The organism is Dysgonomonas sp. 511, assembly GCF_010501105.1.
Taxonomy (GTDB): Bacteria; Bacteroidota; Bacteroidia; order Bacteroidales; family Dysgonomonadaceae; genus Dysgonomonas.
This window is the reverse complement of record NZ_QVMQ01000001.1, coordinates 1-14,187: the sequence shown is the minus strand read 5'-3', so window position 1 is coordinate 14,187 and position 14,187 is coordinate 1. Positions and strand designations below refer to the sequence as shown.

At 43.6% G+C, this 14,187-nt stretch carries 15 protein-coding genes; 2 read left to right on the top strand and 13 right to left on the bottom strand.

The features are described 5' to 3' along the window. Positions 1–63 precede the first annotated feature (63 nt). The 3 genes from D0T57_RS00075 to D0T57_RS00065 all read right to left on the bottom strand — a co-directional run bounded on the left by D0T57_RS00075 (position 64) and on the right by D0T57_RS00065 (position 4,803). Positions 64–1,617 (bottom strand): peptide MFS transporter, encoded by a 1,554-nt coding sequence (locus D0T57_RS00075; protein ID WP_163269606.1) that lies wholly within the window; start codon positions 1,615–1,617, stop codon positions 64–66. A 123-nt stretch (positions 1,618–1,740) separates the two neighbouring features. Continuing rightward, positions 1,741–2,604 (bottom strand): formyltetrahydrofolate deformylase, encoded by an 864-nt coding sequence (gene purU / locus D0T57_RS00070; protein WP_163269604.1) that lies wholly within the window; start codon positions 2,602–2,604, stop codon positions 1,741–1,743. 339 nt (positions 2,605–2,943) lie between these two features. Further along, positions 2,944–4,803 carry a DNA topoisomerase IV subunit B gene (locus D0T57_RS00065; RefSeq protein WP_163269602.1) on the bottom strand — a complete coding sequence of 620 codons (1,860 nt, stop codon included), beginning with the start codon at positions 4,801–4,803 and terminating at the stop codon, positions 2,944–2,946. A 57-nt stretch (positions 4,804–4,860) separates the two neighbouring features. On the opposite strand from D0T57_RS00065, the gene D0T57_RS00060 reads away from it, so the two are divergent. Next, on the top strand, positions 4,861–5,112 hold the full coding sequence (locus tag D0T57_RS00060; protein ID WP_163269600.1) for a hypothetical protein: 252 nt from the start codon (positions 4,861–4,863) through the stop codon (positions 5,110–5,112). On the opposite strand, the gene D0T57_RS00055 is transcribed toward D0T57_RS00060, so the two are convergent. From D0T57_RS00055 to D0T57_RS00030, 6 genes are all read right to left on the bottom strand, one after another. Continuing rightward, positions 5,109–6,470: an MFS transporter gene (locus tag D0T57_RS00055; RefSeq protein ID WP_163269598.1), complete on the bottom strand. Its 1,362-nt coding sequence runs from the start codon at positions 6,468–6,470 to the stop codon at positions 5,109–5,111. The two genes, D0T57_RS00060 and D0T57_RS00055, sit on opposite strands and share 4 nt — an antisense overlap. Before the next feature lie 91 nt (positions 6,471–6,561). Further along, positions 6,562–7,713, bottom strand: a complete 1,152-nt coding sequence (locus D0T57_RS00050) for a HAMP domain-containing sensor histidine kinase (RefSeq protein WP_163269596.1) — start codon at positions 7,711–7,713, stop codon at positions 6,562–6,564. A gap of 21 nt (positions 7,714–7,734) precedes the next feature. Then, positions 7,735–8,313 (bottom strand): Maf-like protein, encoded by a 579-nt coding sequence (locus D0T57_RS00045; protein WP_163269594.1) that lies wholly within the window; start codon positions 8,311–8,313, stop codon positions 7,735–7,737. Then, a complete protein-coding gene (locus D0T57_RS00040; RefSeq protein WP_163269592.1) occupies positions 8,313–8,777 on the bottom strand; it encodes a methylated-DNA--[protein]-cysteine S-methyltransferase in 465 nt (154 codons plus the stop codon). Before D0T57_RS00040 ends, D0T57_RS00045 begins: the two co-directional genes overlap by 1 nt. Beyond that, positions 8,725–9,792, bottom strand: a complete 1,068-nt coding sequence (locus D0T57_RS00035; RefSeq protein ID WP_163269590.1) for a GNAT family N-acetyltransferase — start codon at positions 9,790–9,792, stop codon at positions 8,725–8,727. The genes D0T57_RS00040 and D0T57_RS00035 overlap by 53 nt, the downstream gene beginning before the upstream one ends. Next, complete coding sequence (locus D0T57_RS00030; RefSeq protein WP_163269588.1) at positions 9,793–10,626, bottom strand: 1-acyl-sn-glycerol-3-phosphate acyltransferase; 834 nt, start codon at positions 10,624–10,626, stop codon at positions 9,793–9,795. It abuts the gene before it with no gap. A gap of 152 nt (positions 10,627–10,778) precedes the next feature. Here D0T57_RS00030 and trxA point away from each other — a divergent pair, with 152 nt between their 5' ends. Next, complete coding sequence (trxA, locus tag D0T57_RS00025) at positions 10,779–11,198, top strand: thioredoxin (RefSeq protein WP_163269586.1); 420 nt, start codon at positions 10,779–10,781, stop codon at positions 11,196–11,198. Positions 11,199–11,202: 4 nt separating this feature from the next. On the opposite strand, the gene D0T57_RS00020 is transcribed toward trxA, so the two are convergent. From D0T57_RS00020 to D0T57_RS00005, 4 genes are all read right to left on the bottom strand, one after another. Next, positions 11,203–11,706: a CvpA family protein gene (locus tag D0T57_RS00020; RefSeq protein ID WP_163269584.1), complete on the bottom strand. Its 504-nt coding sequence runs from the start codon at positions 11,704–11,706 to the stop codon at positions 11,203–11,205. Positions 11,707–11,800: 94 nt separating this feature from the next. Next, positions 11,801–11,953 (bottom strand): 50S ribosomal protein L34, encoded by a 153-nt coding sequence (gene rpmH, locus D0T57_RS00015; RefSeq protein ID WP_082206785.1) that lies wholly within the window; start codon positions 11,951–11,953, stop codon positions 11,801–11,803. 83 nt (positions 11,954–12,036) lie between these two features. Next, positions 12,037–12,537 (bottom strand): dihydrofolate reductase, encoded by a 501-nt coding sequence (locus D0T57_RS00010; RefSeq protein ID WP_163269582.1) that lies wholly within the window; start codon positions 12,535–12,537, stop codon positions 12,037–12,039. Positions 12,538–12,550: 13 nt separating this feature from the next. Continuing rightward, positions 12,551–14,002 carry a CCA tRNA nucleotidyltransferase gene (locus tag D0T57_RS00005; protein WP_163269580.1) on the bottom strand — a complete coding sequence of 484 codons (1,452 nt, stop codon included), beginning with the start codon at positions 14,000–14,002 and terminating at the stop codon, positions 12,551–12,553. Positions 14,003–14,187: the final 185 nt, after the last annotated feature.

Genomic DNA, 14,187 nt, shown 5'->3' with positions numbered 1-14,187 from the left:
TAATAACAAGCCAGCCCTGAAAATGTTGTTGTTCAGGGCCGGTTTATAGTGTTTCTTATATTTCTACTTCGTAATTCTTTCGAGCCATTTCAGCATGAACAGCATCGTAAACATGGACACGCAGCAGGCTGCAACGAATACGACCCACGTAGCCCAGATCGGAATGTTTTCGTATAATATAGCTCCGATAAACAGGAGTTGGTTGCCCAATGCTGTAGCTCCCAGCCAGCAACCTTGCATGATGCCCTGGTATTGAGGAGGTGCAACCTTCGATACGAACGAGATGCCCAATGGGCTGATAAACAGCTCGGCTATAGTCAAAATCAGATATGTACCTATCAGCAGGAACGGGGTTACGCGCGCGGCATCAGCCAATCCTCCCATTGCTTTTACTTCCGAGTTGAGAGGAAGCCCAAGAGAACCTATCGTCATAACCACATAAGCCAGTGCGGCGATACCCATACCGATAGCAATTTTCTTCGGAGCGGAAGGTTCTTTACCTTTAGCGCGAAGCCATCCGAACACAGCAAGTACTACGGGGGTAAGGAATACTACAAACAGCGGATTGAAGGATTGGAACAATTCTGCACCTTCCAAGGTAACCAGTCCGAACAAATCCAGCTTCATTTTGCTCAGGTCTGTATATTCATTCGCGAAATATGTCAGGGTCAGCCCGTTTTGGTGGAATGAGAACCAGAAGAAAATAACAACAGCAAATACTGCAAACAAAGCATAAAGGCGTTGCTTTACTTCCGACGGATCCATTACTTTTTCTTCTGTTTGTGTTCCAACAGAATCAACCTTTGCTACAGCTTTCTTTAGTGCCGGGTCTGGGAAGCGTTTCTTATTGATAGAGTAAATTATAAAAGATATAAGCATGGCAACAATGGCCACCCCAAAGGCATAGTGGAAACCAGTGTTGAATACGCCCAGGTATTCATTGGCAAAAGCCGTTAAATCAGCAGCTCCTCCGTTAAGGCTCACTTCCGAGGCCAGGGTTGTATATCTTTCTGCTGCGTCGCCCGAAAGCGTTCCACCCAAGTGTTGATGGCAAAGAGCCGGAAGGTCGGGGTTATATACAAATCCGTTGATTTTGAGCCACCAGTTGCGGACACCTACTGCAATGAGGGGTGCGAATATTGCACCTATATTGATAAACATATAGAATAAGGAGAAACCGGAATCCCTCATTTTTCCATACTCTTCGTTGTCGTACATTTGTCCTACCAGCGCTTGCAGGTTTCCTTTGAACAACCCGTTGCCAAAAGCGATCACAAATAAGCCAAGGCAAGTAAGTGTAAGGTATAATCCTAAATTTGGAACAGGGGTAGGGGTTGGAATGGCGATAAGAAGATAACCGACAGCCATCAGTACAATACCTACCTGGATAGTGCTTTTATACTTTTTGGTTTTGTCGGCTATAAGCCCTCCCACTAAGGCTAGGGCGTATATGGAGAAGTAAAATACGGAATAGATTATTCCTGCATTTGATTTGTCTAGCCCGAATTTCGACATGAGGAATAGGGTGAGGATTGCCATCATAATATAGAAGCCGAAACGCTCTCCCATATTAGACAATGAAGCGGCTAACAGACCCTTCGGATGATTTTTAAACATAAGGCGATATTTAAATTAATATTATAAGTTAATTGTTTTTCAAGGTTTGCTTTTCTCGTTTACAAAAGTAAGAAAACACCGCTAATAAAGTGCCTGTTGCACTATATTTTATAACACTTTTCTTCAAGAAAACAGGATTGTCTTATTTTTATATACCAAAACCCGCCGGCCGAGATGATATTCTATGGCATGGGATAAGACAATCTTCTCCAAATCTTGCCCTTTGTGCACAAGGTCGCTGATGCTGTCGCGATGGCTTATGCGGGTGATATCCTGTTCTATAATCGGGCCGGCATCAAGCTCTGCGGTTACATAGTGGCTTGTTGCCCCGATTATTTTCACACCTCTTTCGAATGCAGCGTGGTATGGTTTTGCACCCACGAATGCGGGAAGGAAAGAGTGGTGTATATTGATTATCTTATTGGGATAAGCCTCGATGAAGCTGTCTGTCAATATCTGCATATAACGCGCCAGGACGATGAAATCTATCTCTTTCTCTTTCAGAAGAGCCATTTGCCTGGCTTCAATTTCGTCTTTATTATTCTTGTTTAGTTTCAATACATGGTATTCGATGCCAAACTTTTCGGCTACCCATCGCAGGTCTTCGTGGTTGCTTATTATCAAAGGGATTTCCACATTCCACTCTCCGGCAGTGTAGCGAGCCAGTATATCGAACAGGCAATGCGACATCTTGGATACGAAAACGGCCATACGCGGGGTATAATCGTTGAAGTAGAGGCGGAATGTCATATCATATTTGTTGGCATACATCGTCTGGAAGTAATCGCTGATCTTTTCGCGGGGAATGATGAAATTTGTCAAATCCCATTCTATGCGCATAAAGAAGGCATTCTCTTGCTTGTCGACATGCTGCTCCAGATTGATAATATTACCGCCGTTGACGTTGATAAAGTCGGTTACGGCAGCTACCAGGCCCGGTTGGTCGGGCGAAGAAATAAGTATAATTGCGTTAGGATTGTTGTTCATATATTGTATTGTAATTTGTACCTCTCCAAAAAGTAACACATGTAACACATTTTTCCATGTTTTGTTGAGTTACTTTTTTTCTCTTGTCATGGCTTGCAGCCTTCTCTCCCTTTGGCGAGAGCGGGGAGCGAGGTGGAAAAAGTAACAAAAGTAACACATTTTCGCCTGTTTTATCATTGTTACTTTTTTCCCTTTTTTGCGGCTTTGCCCAAAAGTCCCTTTCGGGGATTTAGGGGGCTCTATATAGATAAATGATTGGGAACAAAATTGCCCGGTGTTACCCTTTTTATAACATTATTAATTGCTTGTTTATAATTTCAGATTAATGCAGGCAAAGCACTAAATGTCATCTTCCTCCACTACCAGATTGTCAATAATAAACTCTTGTCTTTCGGGCGTGTTCTTGCCCATATAGAAATTGAGCATATTGCTTACAGAATCCTCCTTCTTCATCGAAACCCTGTCGAGGCGGATATCCTTCCCTATAAAATGGCGGAACTCGTCCGGTGATATTTCTCCAAGTCCTTTAAACCGGGTAATCTCGGGGTTCGCACCCAGTTTGCTGATTGCAGACAAGCGTTCTTCCTCCGTATAACAATAGATCGTTTCTTTCTTGTTGCGTACACGGAAAAGCGGGGTTTGCAATATATAGACGTGGTTTTTCTTTATCAGGTCGGGGAAAAACTGCAAGAAGAACGTTAGCAGCAGCAACCGGATGTGCATACCGTCGGTGTCGGCATCGGTGGCTATTATTATCTTGTTGTAACGCAGGTTATCAAGCCCGTCTTCAATGTTCAGGGCTGCTTGCAACAAGTTAAATTCTTCATTCTCGTAAACGATCTTCTTGGTAAGCCCAAAACTGTTCAGCGGTTTTCCCCTAAGGCTGAATACTGCTTGCAGGTTTGGGTTGCGGCTTTTGGTAATAGAACCGCTGGCCGAGTCTCCCTCGGTGATGAATATGCTGGTATCGTCGAGATTGTCGCCCTTGCTATCGTTGTAGTGTATGCGGCAGTCGCGTAACTTTTTGTTGTGAAGGTTGGCTTTCTTAGCCCGTTCGCGAGCCAGTTTCGTAACTCCGGCAATGGCTTTGCGCTCCTTTTCCGAATCGAGTATCTTTTTTAATAGTATTTCCGATGTTTCGGCATTCTTATGCAGGTAGTTGTCCAGTTCTTTTTTTAAGAAGTCGCCTATAAATTTCTGAACCGAAGGGCCTCCGGGACCCATATCTTTCGATCCCAGTTTCGTTTTGGTCTGCGACTCGAATACGGGTTCTTCCACCTTTACGCTGATAGCCGCCACTATTCCGCTGCGTATATCGGCATAGTCGAAATTCTTGGTATAGTATTCCTTTATTACGCGTGACAGCGATTCGCGGAAAGCAGATTGGTGGGTTCCTCCCTGTGTGGTATGCTGCCCGTTTACGAATGAGTAGTATTCTTCGCCATACTGGTCGGTATGGGTGATGACTACCTCTATATCTTCATCTTTGAGGTGAATAATCGGATATAGCGGGTCGGATGTCATATTCTCGTTGAGCAGGTCGGCAAGCCCGTTTTTCGAAAAGAACTTTTTGCCGTTGTAAACGATTGTCAATCCGGTATTCAGGAACACATAATTTTTCAGCAGGCTTTCTACATAGTCGTCCCTGAAATTATAGTTGATAAAAATAGTTTCGTCGGGTATGAACTCTATCAGCGTTCCGTTTTTTTCGGATGTAGGCTGCACGGTATTCTCGGCGGTTACCATAGCTTTCGAATATTCGACGGAAGCAGTCTGTCCTTCGCGGAAACTTTGTATGTAGAAACGTGATGACAGGGCGTTGACAGCTTTGATGCCGACACCGTTCAACCCTACCGACTTCTTGAATGCTTTGGAATCGTATTTTGCCCCGGTATTCATTTTCGACGATACATCTTTTACTTTGCCGAGGGGTACCCCACGCCCGTGGTCGCGTACCGTGATCGCACCGTCGGCTATTGTGACTTCTATAGTCTTACCGAATCCCATCATATACTCGTCGATAGAGTTGTCGAGGACTTCTTTCAGTAATACATAGATACCATCGTCGGCCGATGTGCCATCGCCAAGTTTACCTATATACATCCCAGGGCGACGACGGATATGCTCCTGCCAGTCGAGGGTTTTTATATCATCGTCGGAATAATTTACTTCGGGTAGTTTGATATCTTCTTCTGCCATATACTTAAAAATGCTTTTTCGAAATTGCGATGTAAAAATATAAAAAATAGCGCGTATATGATAATAAAAGGATGGGGTTTGTGCGAAACTTTCTTTTATCCTGCTTCTGAAAAGTATTGTGCCGGATGTTTGGGGATTAATAAACTCGTAGGGGTTATTTTGTCGTCCAAAGTTTCGAAAAATGGCAAATCATTCCTGAAAAAAGAGGAAGGCTGTCTGAAAAGTCGATTAATGGTATCAAAAAGAAATCAAAAATTACTTTTTAGGCAGCCTTCTTCAATTGTAAAATCATTGTGGATGAGTGTCTAAGCTTCCACTTTCTTTGCATCCAGCCGTTTTACTACTTGTCCGTATATAACCAAAGCTATAGCCGAAACCAGTCCGATGCCGACAAATACATACCATATATAGTGTGCATGTTCGGTAGCAACGGCATATTCTGCCTTTGATGCAAAATTGCGGGGATCGGGACAGTATTTTTCCAGAAGGAAACCCGAAAGCCCGAAAGCAAAGAGGTATGAGAAGAACGAATGGAGGTGGCTGAATCCTAAGTATAAACCTTCTTCTCCCTTAGGCGATTGCAAAGAGAAATATTCGAGGAAACGTGGCGATATAAAGCATTCTGCCAATGCCTGCATAGCAATACCTATCACCATCATAAAAGCTACCGGGTGCAACCCAAGTATGCTTTCTTCGCCAAACAGGTTGCCGAACGACATCACAAGCGCCGAAAAGGGTATTATAAGCATACCTATCATCATCGAATTGAGAGCCGTATATTTCTTCATAATAGTAGTCACCAGATTTACGCACAGGAAGACTACCAGCGGATTTACATTGGCATACCACCCCGGCGAGGCATCCTGGCCTATCAGGCGGATTACGTATTTGGGCATGGTGGCATACAGTTGGCTTTGTATCATCCAAAACCCGCTTATGATTAATATCAGGGCAATGAGGCGTCCGTTCATACATACTTTCAGCAATGCTTTTCCTATTTCGGAGAAACTTTTGCCCTGACCTTCGGTTTTTACCGATTTGTAGAAAAAGAGTACGGCAACCAGTGCCAGCAAAGTCATTGTTGCCGAAAAGAAGTTGAGGTACACCAACCCTTCGTCGCCCATGCTGCGGCGTAGAGGGTCTACAACGGTTTTTCCGGTAAATGCACCGATGTTTACCATCATGTAGAAGATGGAATAGCCCCGCGCACGGTTTTCGGAAGTGGTTTCGCGGGCTACAGTGCCCGATATTACAGCTTTGATAAATGCGCCGCCTATCACAAGCAGGACAAGGACAGGGGCAATACTCCATCTGAGGTGACTGTCTTCGAGCCCTGTAAATGTAGTGGTCATGCTATAGCTTACCAGTCCCGAACTTTGCAGCAGGGTGGGCAATATACCCAGTCCGGCATAGCCTAATGTGAGCAGGGTAAATGCTAAGATGATAGATGAACGGAAGCCGATCTTGTCGGCATAGGCTCCTGTAAATGTCGGTAATAGATACAATGAAGCGGAAAATAGACCGGAAATAACTCCGGCTTCTATATCCGAGAATCCCCAGACATTGGAAAGGTATAGGGTTATTACAATAAATACCGCATAGTAGGCCAGCCTTTCGAGTAATTCCACAGAATTTGCAACCCAAAAAGCTCTTGAAAACTTAGTCATAAAATAGTGTATGTTTGTTAATGTTTAGACAAATTGCGACAAAAATAGGGAATATATCCCAACCGTATAAATAATATATTATTGATTTATTCTATTTTGCATTTTTTAATTCAATGCAAAAAGTAGTTCCCGCGCCGATTTGCGAGTCTTTTACATATATTTTCCCCTCGTGATACGATTCTATGATGCGTTTGGCTAATGATAGCCCGAGCCCCCACCCGCGTGTTTTGGTGGTATAGCCGGGATTGAAGATGGTTTTGAATTTCGATTTAGGCAGTCCCTTGCCTGTGTCGTTTATTTCGAGGTAAATGGTATCATCTTTCAGGTAGAGGTGGTAGGTGATTTCGCCTTGTCCTTCCATGGCATCTACTGCATTCTTAGTCAGGTTTTCTATCACCCAGCTTACCAGCGATTCGCTTATATTGGAATATATGGGGGCTGATGGGAATATCAATTCGATATTGACTTTCTTCGATATTCTTTTTTCGAGATAAGTCACGCTTTGCTGTACGACGTCTGCAATATTTTTCTTTTCCAGAGAAGGTACAGAGCCTATTTTGGAAAACCTGTCGGATATCATTTCCAAGCGGCCCACATCTTTTTCCATGTCCGAAACGATGTCTTTGTCCGTATCTTTCAGTTTCAGGTATTCCATCCATGCCATCAGCGACGAAATGGGTGTGCCCAGTTGGTGTGCTGTTTCTTTCGAAAGGCCTACCCAGAGCCGGTCTTGTTCCATCCTCATGGTGGTGAACAGGGCAAAAAATGCTGTGATCATAAATATCAACAATACCCCAACCTGAATGTATGGGTACATTTGCAAGCGTTTGAGCGTGTACGAATCGTCGTAATAAACATACTGGTCTATTTCTTCCACCTCGATGGCGATGGGTTCATGCTTTTTGCTGAATGATTGGGCTTTTTGCCTCAGGAAATCCTGTTCGTCAGTTTCGGGCAGGTTGATATTTACGGAGGTGAAGTAATCTATCTTTTTGTCGTATAGTATAACAGGTATGGTTGTGTTGCCGGTAAGTATATGTATTACCAGATTCATGTTGGAGCTCTCGCTGTTGCTTGCCATTTCTTTGGTTGCCTCAGCCCAAATTTCAATCTTATTGCGCTCTTCTTTCGAGAGGTCTTTTACCAGAAAGTGTGAGATGACAAGCGAGCCGCAAACAATAACCAATGCTGCTACAATAAACAGGTAGCGCAGCAAGGTTCTATTGTTTTCGACTATTTTCATTCGGGTAAAGATAGGGATTTATCAGAACTTCTTCAATTCCTGATACAGCCGTTGTACGGGCAGCCCCATGATATTGAAATAAGAGCCGGATATATATTCTACGGCAACATAGCCTATCCACTCCTGAACGCCATAGGCTCCGGCCTTGTCGAAAGGCTTATATTTCTTTACATAATATTCTATTTCTTCGTCTTCGAGGTGGGCAAAACGCACATCGGAGGATACGCTGAATACCGACTGCTTATTCTTCGTAGTTATGCAAACGCCAGTCGATACCTGATGGGTTTTTCCCGACAGGTCGCGTAGCATCCGGCAGGCTTCAGCTTCATCTGCAGGCTTGCCGTAGACTTTATTGTCGAGTACGACTATCGTGTCGGCTGTTATGAGCAATGTGTTATCCTGCATCTGGCTGCAATAGGCATTTGCTTTCTTTTGCGCTATATAAGCGGCAATGTCTTTTGTTTCCAGATAGGGTGGGTACGATTCGTCTATATCGGGCAGTGTTTTTACTTCGTATGTTATATCCAGCCCGTTTAGCAGTTCCTTGCGGCGGGGCGAATTGGATGCGAGTATGATATTGTATTTCGATAGGTCGAGCATTATATATTCTTATTATAATGTTTCTCCATTTCCAGCAGGTGGCGTTTTATATCCATGTCGTAGGCAAAACCGCCCAGTTCGCCGTTTTCGTTTATTACGCGGTGGCAAGGTACAACAATTACAAGTTTGTTCTTGCCGTTGGCAGAACCTACGGCTCTCGACCCTCGTGGCGAGCCTATCGCGATTGCTTCGGTTTTGTACGAAACGGTTTCCCCGTAGGGGATGGTGGATAGGTAGTTCCATGCTTTTTGCTGAAATGCAGTTCCCGGTTGTTTCAGTGGTAGTTCGAAGTGTTTCCTGTTGCCGGCAAAGTACTCCTGTAGCTGCGTAATGGCTTTGTCCAGTATCGCATTTTCAGGGTTTTCTTGCTGAGGCCGTTTTTCAACAAAAATTACAGATGTTATATATCCGTCATTCTCCTCTATTTCTATCACTCCGACGGGTGATTCTAAATAAGCCTTCATTTTTTTTCTTTTTAGGTCTGTTTTCGTATGTGCTCCAGCTCCAGTTTACCATCTGGCGAAGCCTTTTCAGGAAACGTTTCGATGGTTTATCCCTTAGGTATGATTCTATGTGCCGTTTCTTTTTCTCTTCCAGTATTTCGTCCTTATTGATAAGGATGCCTGTTTCTTCTACATTGCCAAACTCATCGTTGACGGCAGTCCCAAACATCTTCATCTGGGGCGAGAGGCTCATATAGGCATTTACCAGAGGCGGAATGTTGAGCCCCAATTTGCGGACGGCTGTATTCAGTATTTTATAGTCTACTTTAAATGTCTCGCCATTGAACAGCCGCGACAGTTGCCTTTTGTCTGTTGCCATCTGTAGTTCCTGCTTGGGCCATACAAGCCGTTCGTGGTCGGGGAAATACTTGCTGAGGAAATAAAGGATCATATCGCGGGCATCGGTGTTGTAGGTGTCGTACATTGTTACCTTGCCGAAGAAATATTTCATCGAAGGATCGGCTACAGACAATGCGCCCAGCCCGTCCCACAGGTTGTCGAGGGCAAATATGCCTTTCGATCCGGCGCGTGTAGATTGGTATTCGAGCGTAACGAACGACCTTCCCAACTCGAATGTGTATGGCAGGTATTCTTTTATAAACCTGTCGGAAAACTTGAACAGGTGCGAGGTGGCTAGTATCGGTTCTCCATTTTCGTCGAAACGGATATCGGGGCCGCATATAAAGCGGTATCCTCCCAGTATTTCTTCCGCTTCGGGGTTCCACACAATGAGTTGCTTGTATGGATTGTCCATTATGTCGTATTCGTCGATGTCGGTCGACTTGCCTGTTCCTCCGCCATAGTAGCGGAATGCTATTTCGCGTAGCCGGCCTATCTCGCGCATGGTGTTTGGCGCGTTGTGATGCGTGATTATGTAAATCTCATTGTTGGCCTTGTTGGTATGTCTCAGGAATTTATCCTTTGTCAGTTCGGCTTTCAGTATATTTTTATCAACAGGGGCTATTATTGTTTCCATCTATCGATTGGTTTTATTTTTTAAGTTGTATGCCTGTTCCTTTACAAAATCAGCCCATTGCCGGGCGTCTTTCGAGTTGTCGAAGGTTGTATATGGAATAGGTTTGCCAAAGGTTACAGTAAAGGTCTGCCCCTTGTTTTTGAACATTTCGTCGGGCAGGAAGACCAATTCTACATTGAACTTAATGCCCAACCGTTTCCTTATGTTTGCAAATCTATAAAAGAAATTCGAGTTTTTGGCATCGAAGTATATGGGAACTATATCCCGCTTGTGCTCAATGGCTTTTAGTATGAAGTTTTTTTGCCACGGCAGGTCGTATACTTCCCCGTTCTCCTTGCGCGAGCAGAGCCCGGCGGGAAAGGTTATAATCTGTTCGTCCGATTGGTATGCAGCTTGCGACATCGCTGTAGCAGCTTTGGTTTGCCGTCCGTATTTGTTTACAGGCAGGAATATAGGTTGTAGGTTGCGGATGAAATAGAGTACATCGTTGACCACATATTTTATTTTCTTGTCGTACCGTTCGCCTAGTATGGCAGACAGGCATATGCCGTCGAGCCCTCCAAGCGGGTGGTTCGATGCAAATATATAGCGTCCGTCTTGCGGAATATTTTCTAGTCCTTCAACCTTTAATGTAAGCCCGAAGTAGCCGACTACTGCTGTCATAAAATCTACTCCGTACTTGCCGGCATAGATGGTAAGTATTTCGTTCAACTCGTCCAGGTGTATTTTCCGTTTCAGGTAGTTGATAACGAAACGGGGCGTTTTGCTGTAAACGCCCGGAGCTTTTTCCATTAAAACTTTATCGAGATCCAGTATTTGAGGTTCCGGGTTCATTCAGTTGTTAATTGTTTTTGCCTTTTGTTACACAAAAATAGTTGATTTTCATTTATTATACTCTTTAAAAAAGAATAAATAGCGGCTTAGGGTAGTCTATTATATCTTTTTAGCTGTTATATTTGCATCCGGAATAAAATTATAGAGTAATTATGAAGAATAAAATATTTGTATTTGCGGCGTCTGCCATACTTTTTTTATCCGCTTCTGCGCCTTTGGCCGCACAAGGAGCTAAAGCAAAGGAGGGGAAGCCCGAAATAGTTACGCTGTCGGCCTCCAATTATGGCAGTGAGGTAAAAAATGGTATAGTACTTGTCGATTTCTGGGCTGCATGGTGTCGCCCGTGCCGTATGCTTGCCCCTGTGCTGGAAGAGGTTGCCAAAGACTATAGCGGTACGGTGAGGATAGGGAAGCTGAATGTGGAAAACTACAAGAAGTTTGCTTCGGATATGGGTATAGAAGCCCTGCCTACAATCATTGTTTACAAAAACGGAAAAGAGGTACAGCGCATAAAAGGGCTGGTGAAAAAAGAAGAACTGGTGCGGGTAGTAGAAAAATATTCGGATAAATAAAGTTCTATCCGGGATAATCGTCGAAGCGCAGATAGGGAATAACTGTTTGCGCTATTTTCATTATATAGGGATACGAAACCGAAGTCTCGCGCACATCGTCTTTTATCAGTTGCCTGTTTTGGTCAAACTCCACAACTATATTCAAAATTATACTGAATACGATAAGCCATTTTACGGCACAGAATATAGCCCCTGCCAAACGGTTGAGGGCGGTCATTTTTAATGCGTCGATAGCCGATTCCAGCAATTTTCCAGCAAATATAAGTGCTATCATTATCAATACAAATGCTACGATGTAGGAAAGCGGACTGATGATATGTGACGAGGCATTGACAAGTTCCATTAGTTTAGGTGCTATTATTTCCGATAACTTGCCTGCAAAAATAGCCCCTAAGATTACTCCCAAAAGGGTGGCAGCCTGCATGATAAATCCCGAAAATGCACCCCTGACGAGAGTAAGCCCAATGATGATAAGGATAACAAGGTCGAACCAGTGGAGTTGTTCCATATTATAAAGTTTTGTTATAGCTATAAACAACAAAAGTAAGAATTAATGTTAATCCTTACTTCGTTTGCTGTAGCAAAATATCTTTTACGGGCGATTATTTGCTGTACTCGTCAGAAACTGTTAGTTTTTTTCTTCCTTTGCCTCTACGAGAAGCCAATACTCTGCGTCCGTTTGCAGTAGCCATTCTTGAGCGAAAACCATGTTTGTTTTTTCTCTTTCTGTTAGATGGTTGAAAAGTTCTTTTCATCGCTTTATATATTATTCTGTTATTATTTCGTCTTCAGTTTCGGGTTGCAAAAATAGAATCTTTATTTTATATAAGCAAGAATATTAACCTTTTATTTTCTCGAAACGGATAAAACTATAGGCATATTTGTGCTTTTGGTCAGCCGGATGGTCTTCTTTATAAGCTATTTCCCATATTTTAGGATTTACTTCAGGAAAAAAAGTATCTGTACCTCCGAATGTGTGGTGGATGCGGGTAAGGTAGATATTGTCGGCAATATCTATCACCTCTTTATATATAGTGCCGCCACCGATAAAGAATATTTGCTTTTCGTATTTACATAATTCAATCGCTTCTTCGATGGTCGATGCTATTTCGCAGTTTTCGAACTTCAGGCCTTTGTTGCGTGTAACGACGATATTCCGCCTGTTGGGCAAAGCACCTTTGGGCAACGACTCGAAAGTCTTCCGTCCCATGATTACCGGAAAGCCGCTAGTGACTGCTTTAAAATATTTCAGGTCGTTTGGCAAATGGCAAAGCAGGTTGTTGTCTTTGCCTATTGCATTCGCCTCGTCGGCAGCTACTATAATTGATTTTGTAGTCATTAGTCGATTTTATTTATTTTACAGGTTTTAGCCCTATCTTTTCCGCTTTTTTCAGCAGGTACGCATATGCCGAATCATAATCATTTGTAATCGTTCCTTCCAGTATCGCGTCCTTGATAGACGATTTCAGGCGTCCGACCTCGCATCCGGGAGCAAGTCCGAATATATCCATTATCTCCTGCCCGCCTATCGGTGGTTGGAAATTGCGGATATGGTCTTTCTCCTCTATGTCTTTCAGCTTTTGGCGCACTAGCTTGAAGTTGTTTATATAACGCTGCACTTTTGCCGGGTTTTTGGATGTTATATCGGCTTCGCAAAGCGTCATCAGGTCTTCTATATCGTCTCCCGCCTCGAATAGCAACCTGCGTACAGCCGAGTCGGTAATTTCTTCATCTACAAGAGCCTGCGGGCGCATATGCAGGGTTACCATTTTCTGCACATATTTCATCTTCTCATTTAGCGGCAGTTTCATCTTGCGGAATATTCCCGGAATCATCTTCTCGCCGATGAAGTTATGGTTGTGAAAAGTCCAGCCTGTTTTCGGGTCGAAGCGTTTGGTTGCAGGCTTGGCAATATCGTGCAAAATAGCAGCCCACCTGAGCCAGAGGTCGTTTGTCTTTTTGGCGATATTGTCCAGCACCATCAGGGAGTGGTGAAAATTGTCTTTGTGTCCTATTCCTTCCTTCGTTTCAGCACCTTTGAGGGCTACCAGTTCGGGGAAGATGATTGATAGCAACCCTGTTTGGTCGAGTTGCAGGAAGCCTACGGATGGCCTTGGCGATAGTACGATCTTATTCAACTCGTCTATAATCCGCTCCTTCGAGATGATTCCTATCCGCTCCTTGTTGCGGGCAATGGCATCGAAAGTTTCAGGCTCTATATCGAAACCCAGTTGCGAAGAAAAGCGTATAGCCCTGAGCATACGCAAAGGATCGTCGCTGAATGTAATATCCGGATCGAGCGGTGTGCGGATCGTCAGCTTTTCCATATCCTGCAATCCGCCAAAAGGGTCTATCAGTTGGCCATAGCGGTCTTTGTTGAGGCACAATGCCAGGGCATTTATCGTAAAGTCGCGCCTGTTTTGGTCGTCTTCCAGTGTGCCGTCTTCCACTATCGGTTTGCGCGAGTCGCGTTGGTACGATTCTTTTCGCGCACCTACAAACTCTATTTCAGTGTCCTTGTATTTTATTTGTGCAGTACCGAAATTCTTGAATACAGATAGCCTTGCCTTTCTTCCCAATGCCAGAGCTACAGCCTGGGCGAGTTCTATGCCTTTGCCTACGGTAACGATGTCGATGTCTTTCGACTGCCTGTAGAGGAATATGTCGCGTACATATCCGCCTATTACATAGCATTCGAGCTGCATACTATCGGCCACATCCGATATTGTATGGAATATGCTATCCGATAGTTTTGCGGAAATTACATCCTGTATTTCTTTGTCTATATGTTTGTTTTTTTGCATTTCTTTTATCGAATCTTTTGCAAAGATAGTAAATTACACGATTTTATTTTGCAGGAGAGTTTATCTCCGTTAAAGAATAAGCTGTATAATTAGGGTTCACTGAATAATTCCCTCATAGTTTTCTCCACAAAGAATGAATTTTCTTGGTGGAGAAATTATTCTTGTATCTCGTTTCAAATTTAGGC

Bases quoted from the DNA above. Each gene is read 5' to 3' on its own strand.
- D0T57_RS00075 (WP_163269606.1), bottom strand. From the start codon at position 1,617: ATGTTTAAAAATCATCCGAAGGGTCTGTTAGCCGCTTCATTGTCTAAT.
- purU (WP_163269604.1), bottom strand. From the start codon at position 2,604: ATGAACAACAATCCTAACGCAATTATACTTATTTCTTCGCCCGACCAA.
- D0T57_RS00065 (WP_163269602.1), bottom strand. From the start codon at position 4,803: ATGGCAGAAGAAGATATCAAACTACCCGAAGTAAATTATTCCGACGAT.
- D0T57_RS00060 (WP_163269600.1), top strand. From the start codon at position 4,861: ATGATAATAAAAGGATGGGGTTTGTGCGAAACTTTCTTTTATCCTGCT.
- D0T57_RS00055 (WP_163269598.1), bottom strand. From the start codon at position 6,470: ATGACTAAGTTTTCAAGAGCTTTTTGGGTTGCAAATTCTGTGGAATTA.
- D0T57_RS00050 (WP_163269596.1), bottom strand. From the start codon at position 7,713: ATGAAAATAGTCGAAAACAATAGAACCTTGCTGCGCTACCTGTTTATT.
- D0T57_RS00045 (WP_163269594.1), bottom strand. From the start codon at position 8,313: ATGCTCGACCTATCGAAATACAATATCATACTCGCATCCAATTCGCCC.
- D0T57_RS00040 (WP_163269592.1), bottom strand. From the start codon at position 8,777: ATGAAGGCTTATTTAGAATCACCCGTCGGAGTGATAGAAATAGAGGAG.
- D0T57_RS00035 (WP_163269590.1), bottom strand. From the start codon at position 9,792: ATGGAAACAATAATAGCCCCTGTTGATAAAAATATACTGAAAGCCGAA.
- D0T57_RS00030 (WP_163269588.1), bottom strand. From the start codon at position 10,626: ATGAACCCGGAACCTCAAATACTGGATCTCGATAAAGTTTTAATGGAA.
- trxA (WP_163269586.1), top strand. From the start codon at position 10,779: ATGAAGAATAAAATATTTGTATTTGCGGCGTCTGCCATACTTTTTTTA.
- D0T57_RS00020 (WP_163269584.1), bottom strand. From the start codon at position 11,706: ATGGAACAACTCCACTGGTTCGACCTTGTTATCCTTATCATCATTGGG.
- rpmH (WP_082206785.1), bottom strand. From the start codon at position 11,953: ATGAAAAGAACTTTTCAACCATCTAACAGAAAGAGAAAAAACAAACAT.
- D0T57_RS00010 (WP_163269582.1), bottom strand. From the start codon at position 12,537: ATGACTACAAAATCAATTATAGTAGCTGCCGACGAGGCGAATGCAATA.
- D0T57_RS00005 (WP_163269580.1), bottom strand. From the start codon at position 14,002: ATGCAAAAAAACAAACATATAGACAAAGAAATACAGGATGTAATTTCC.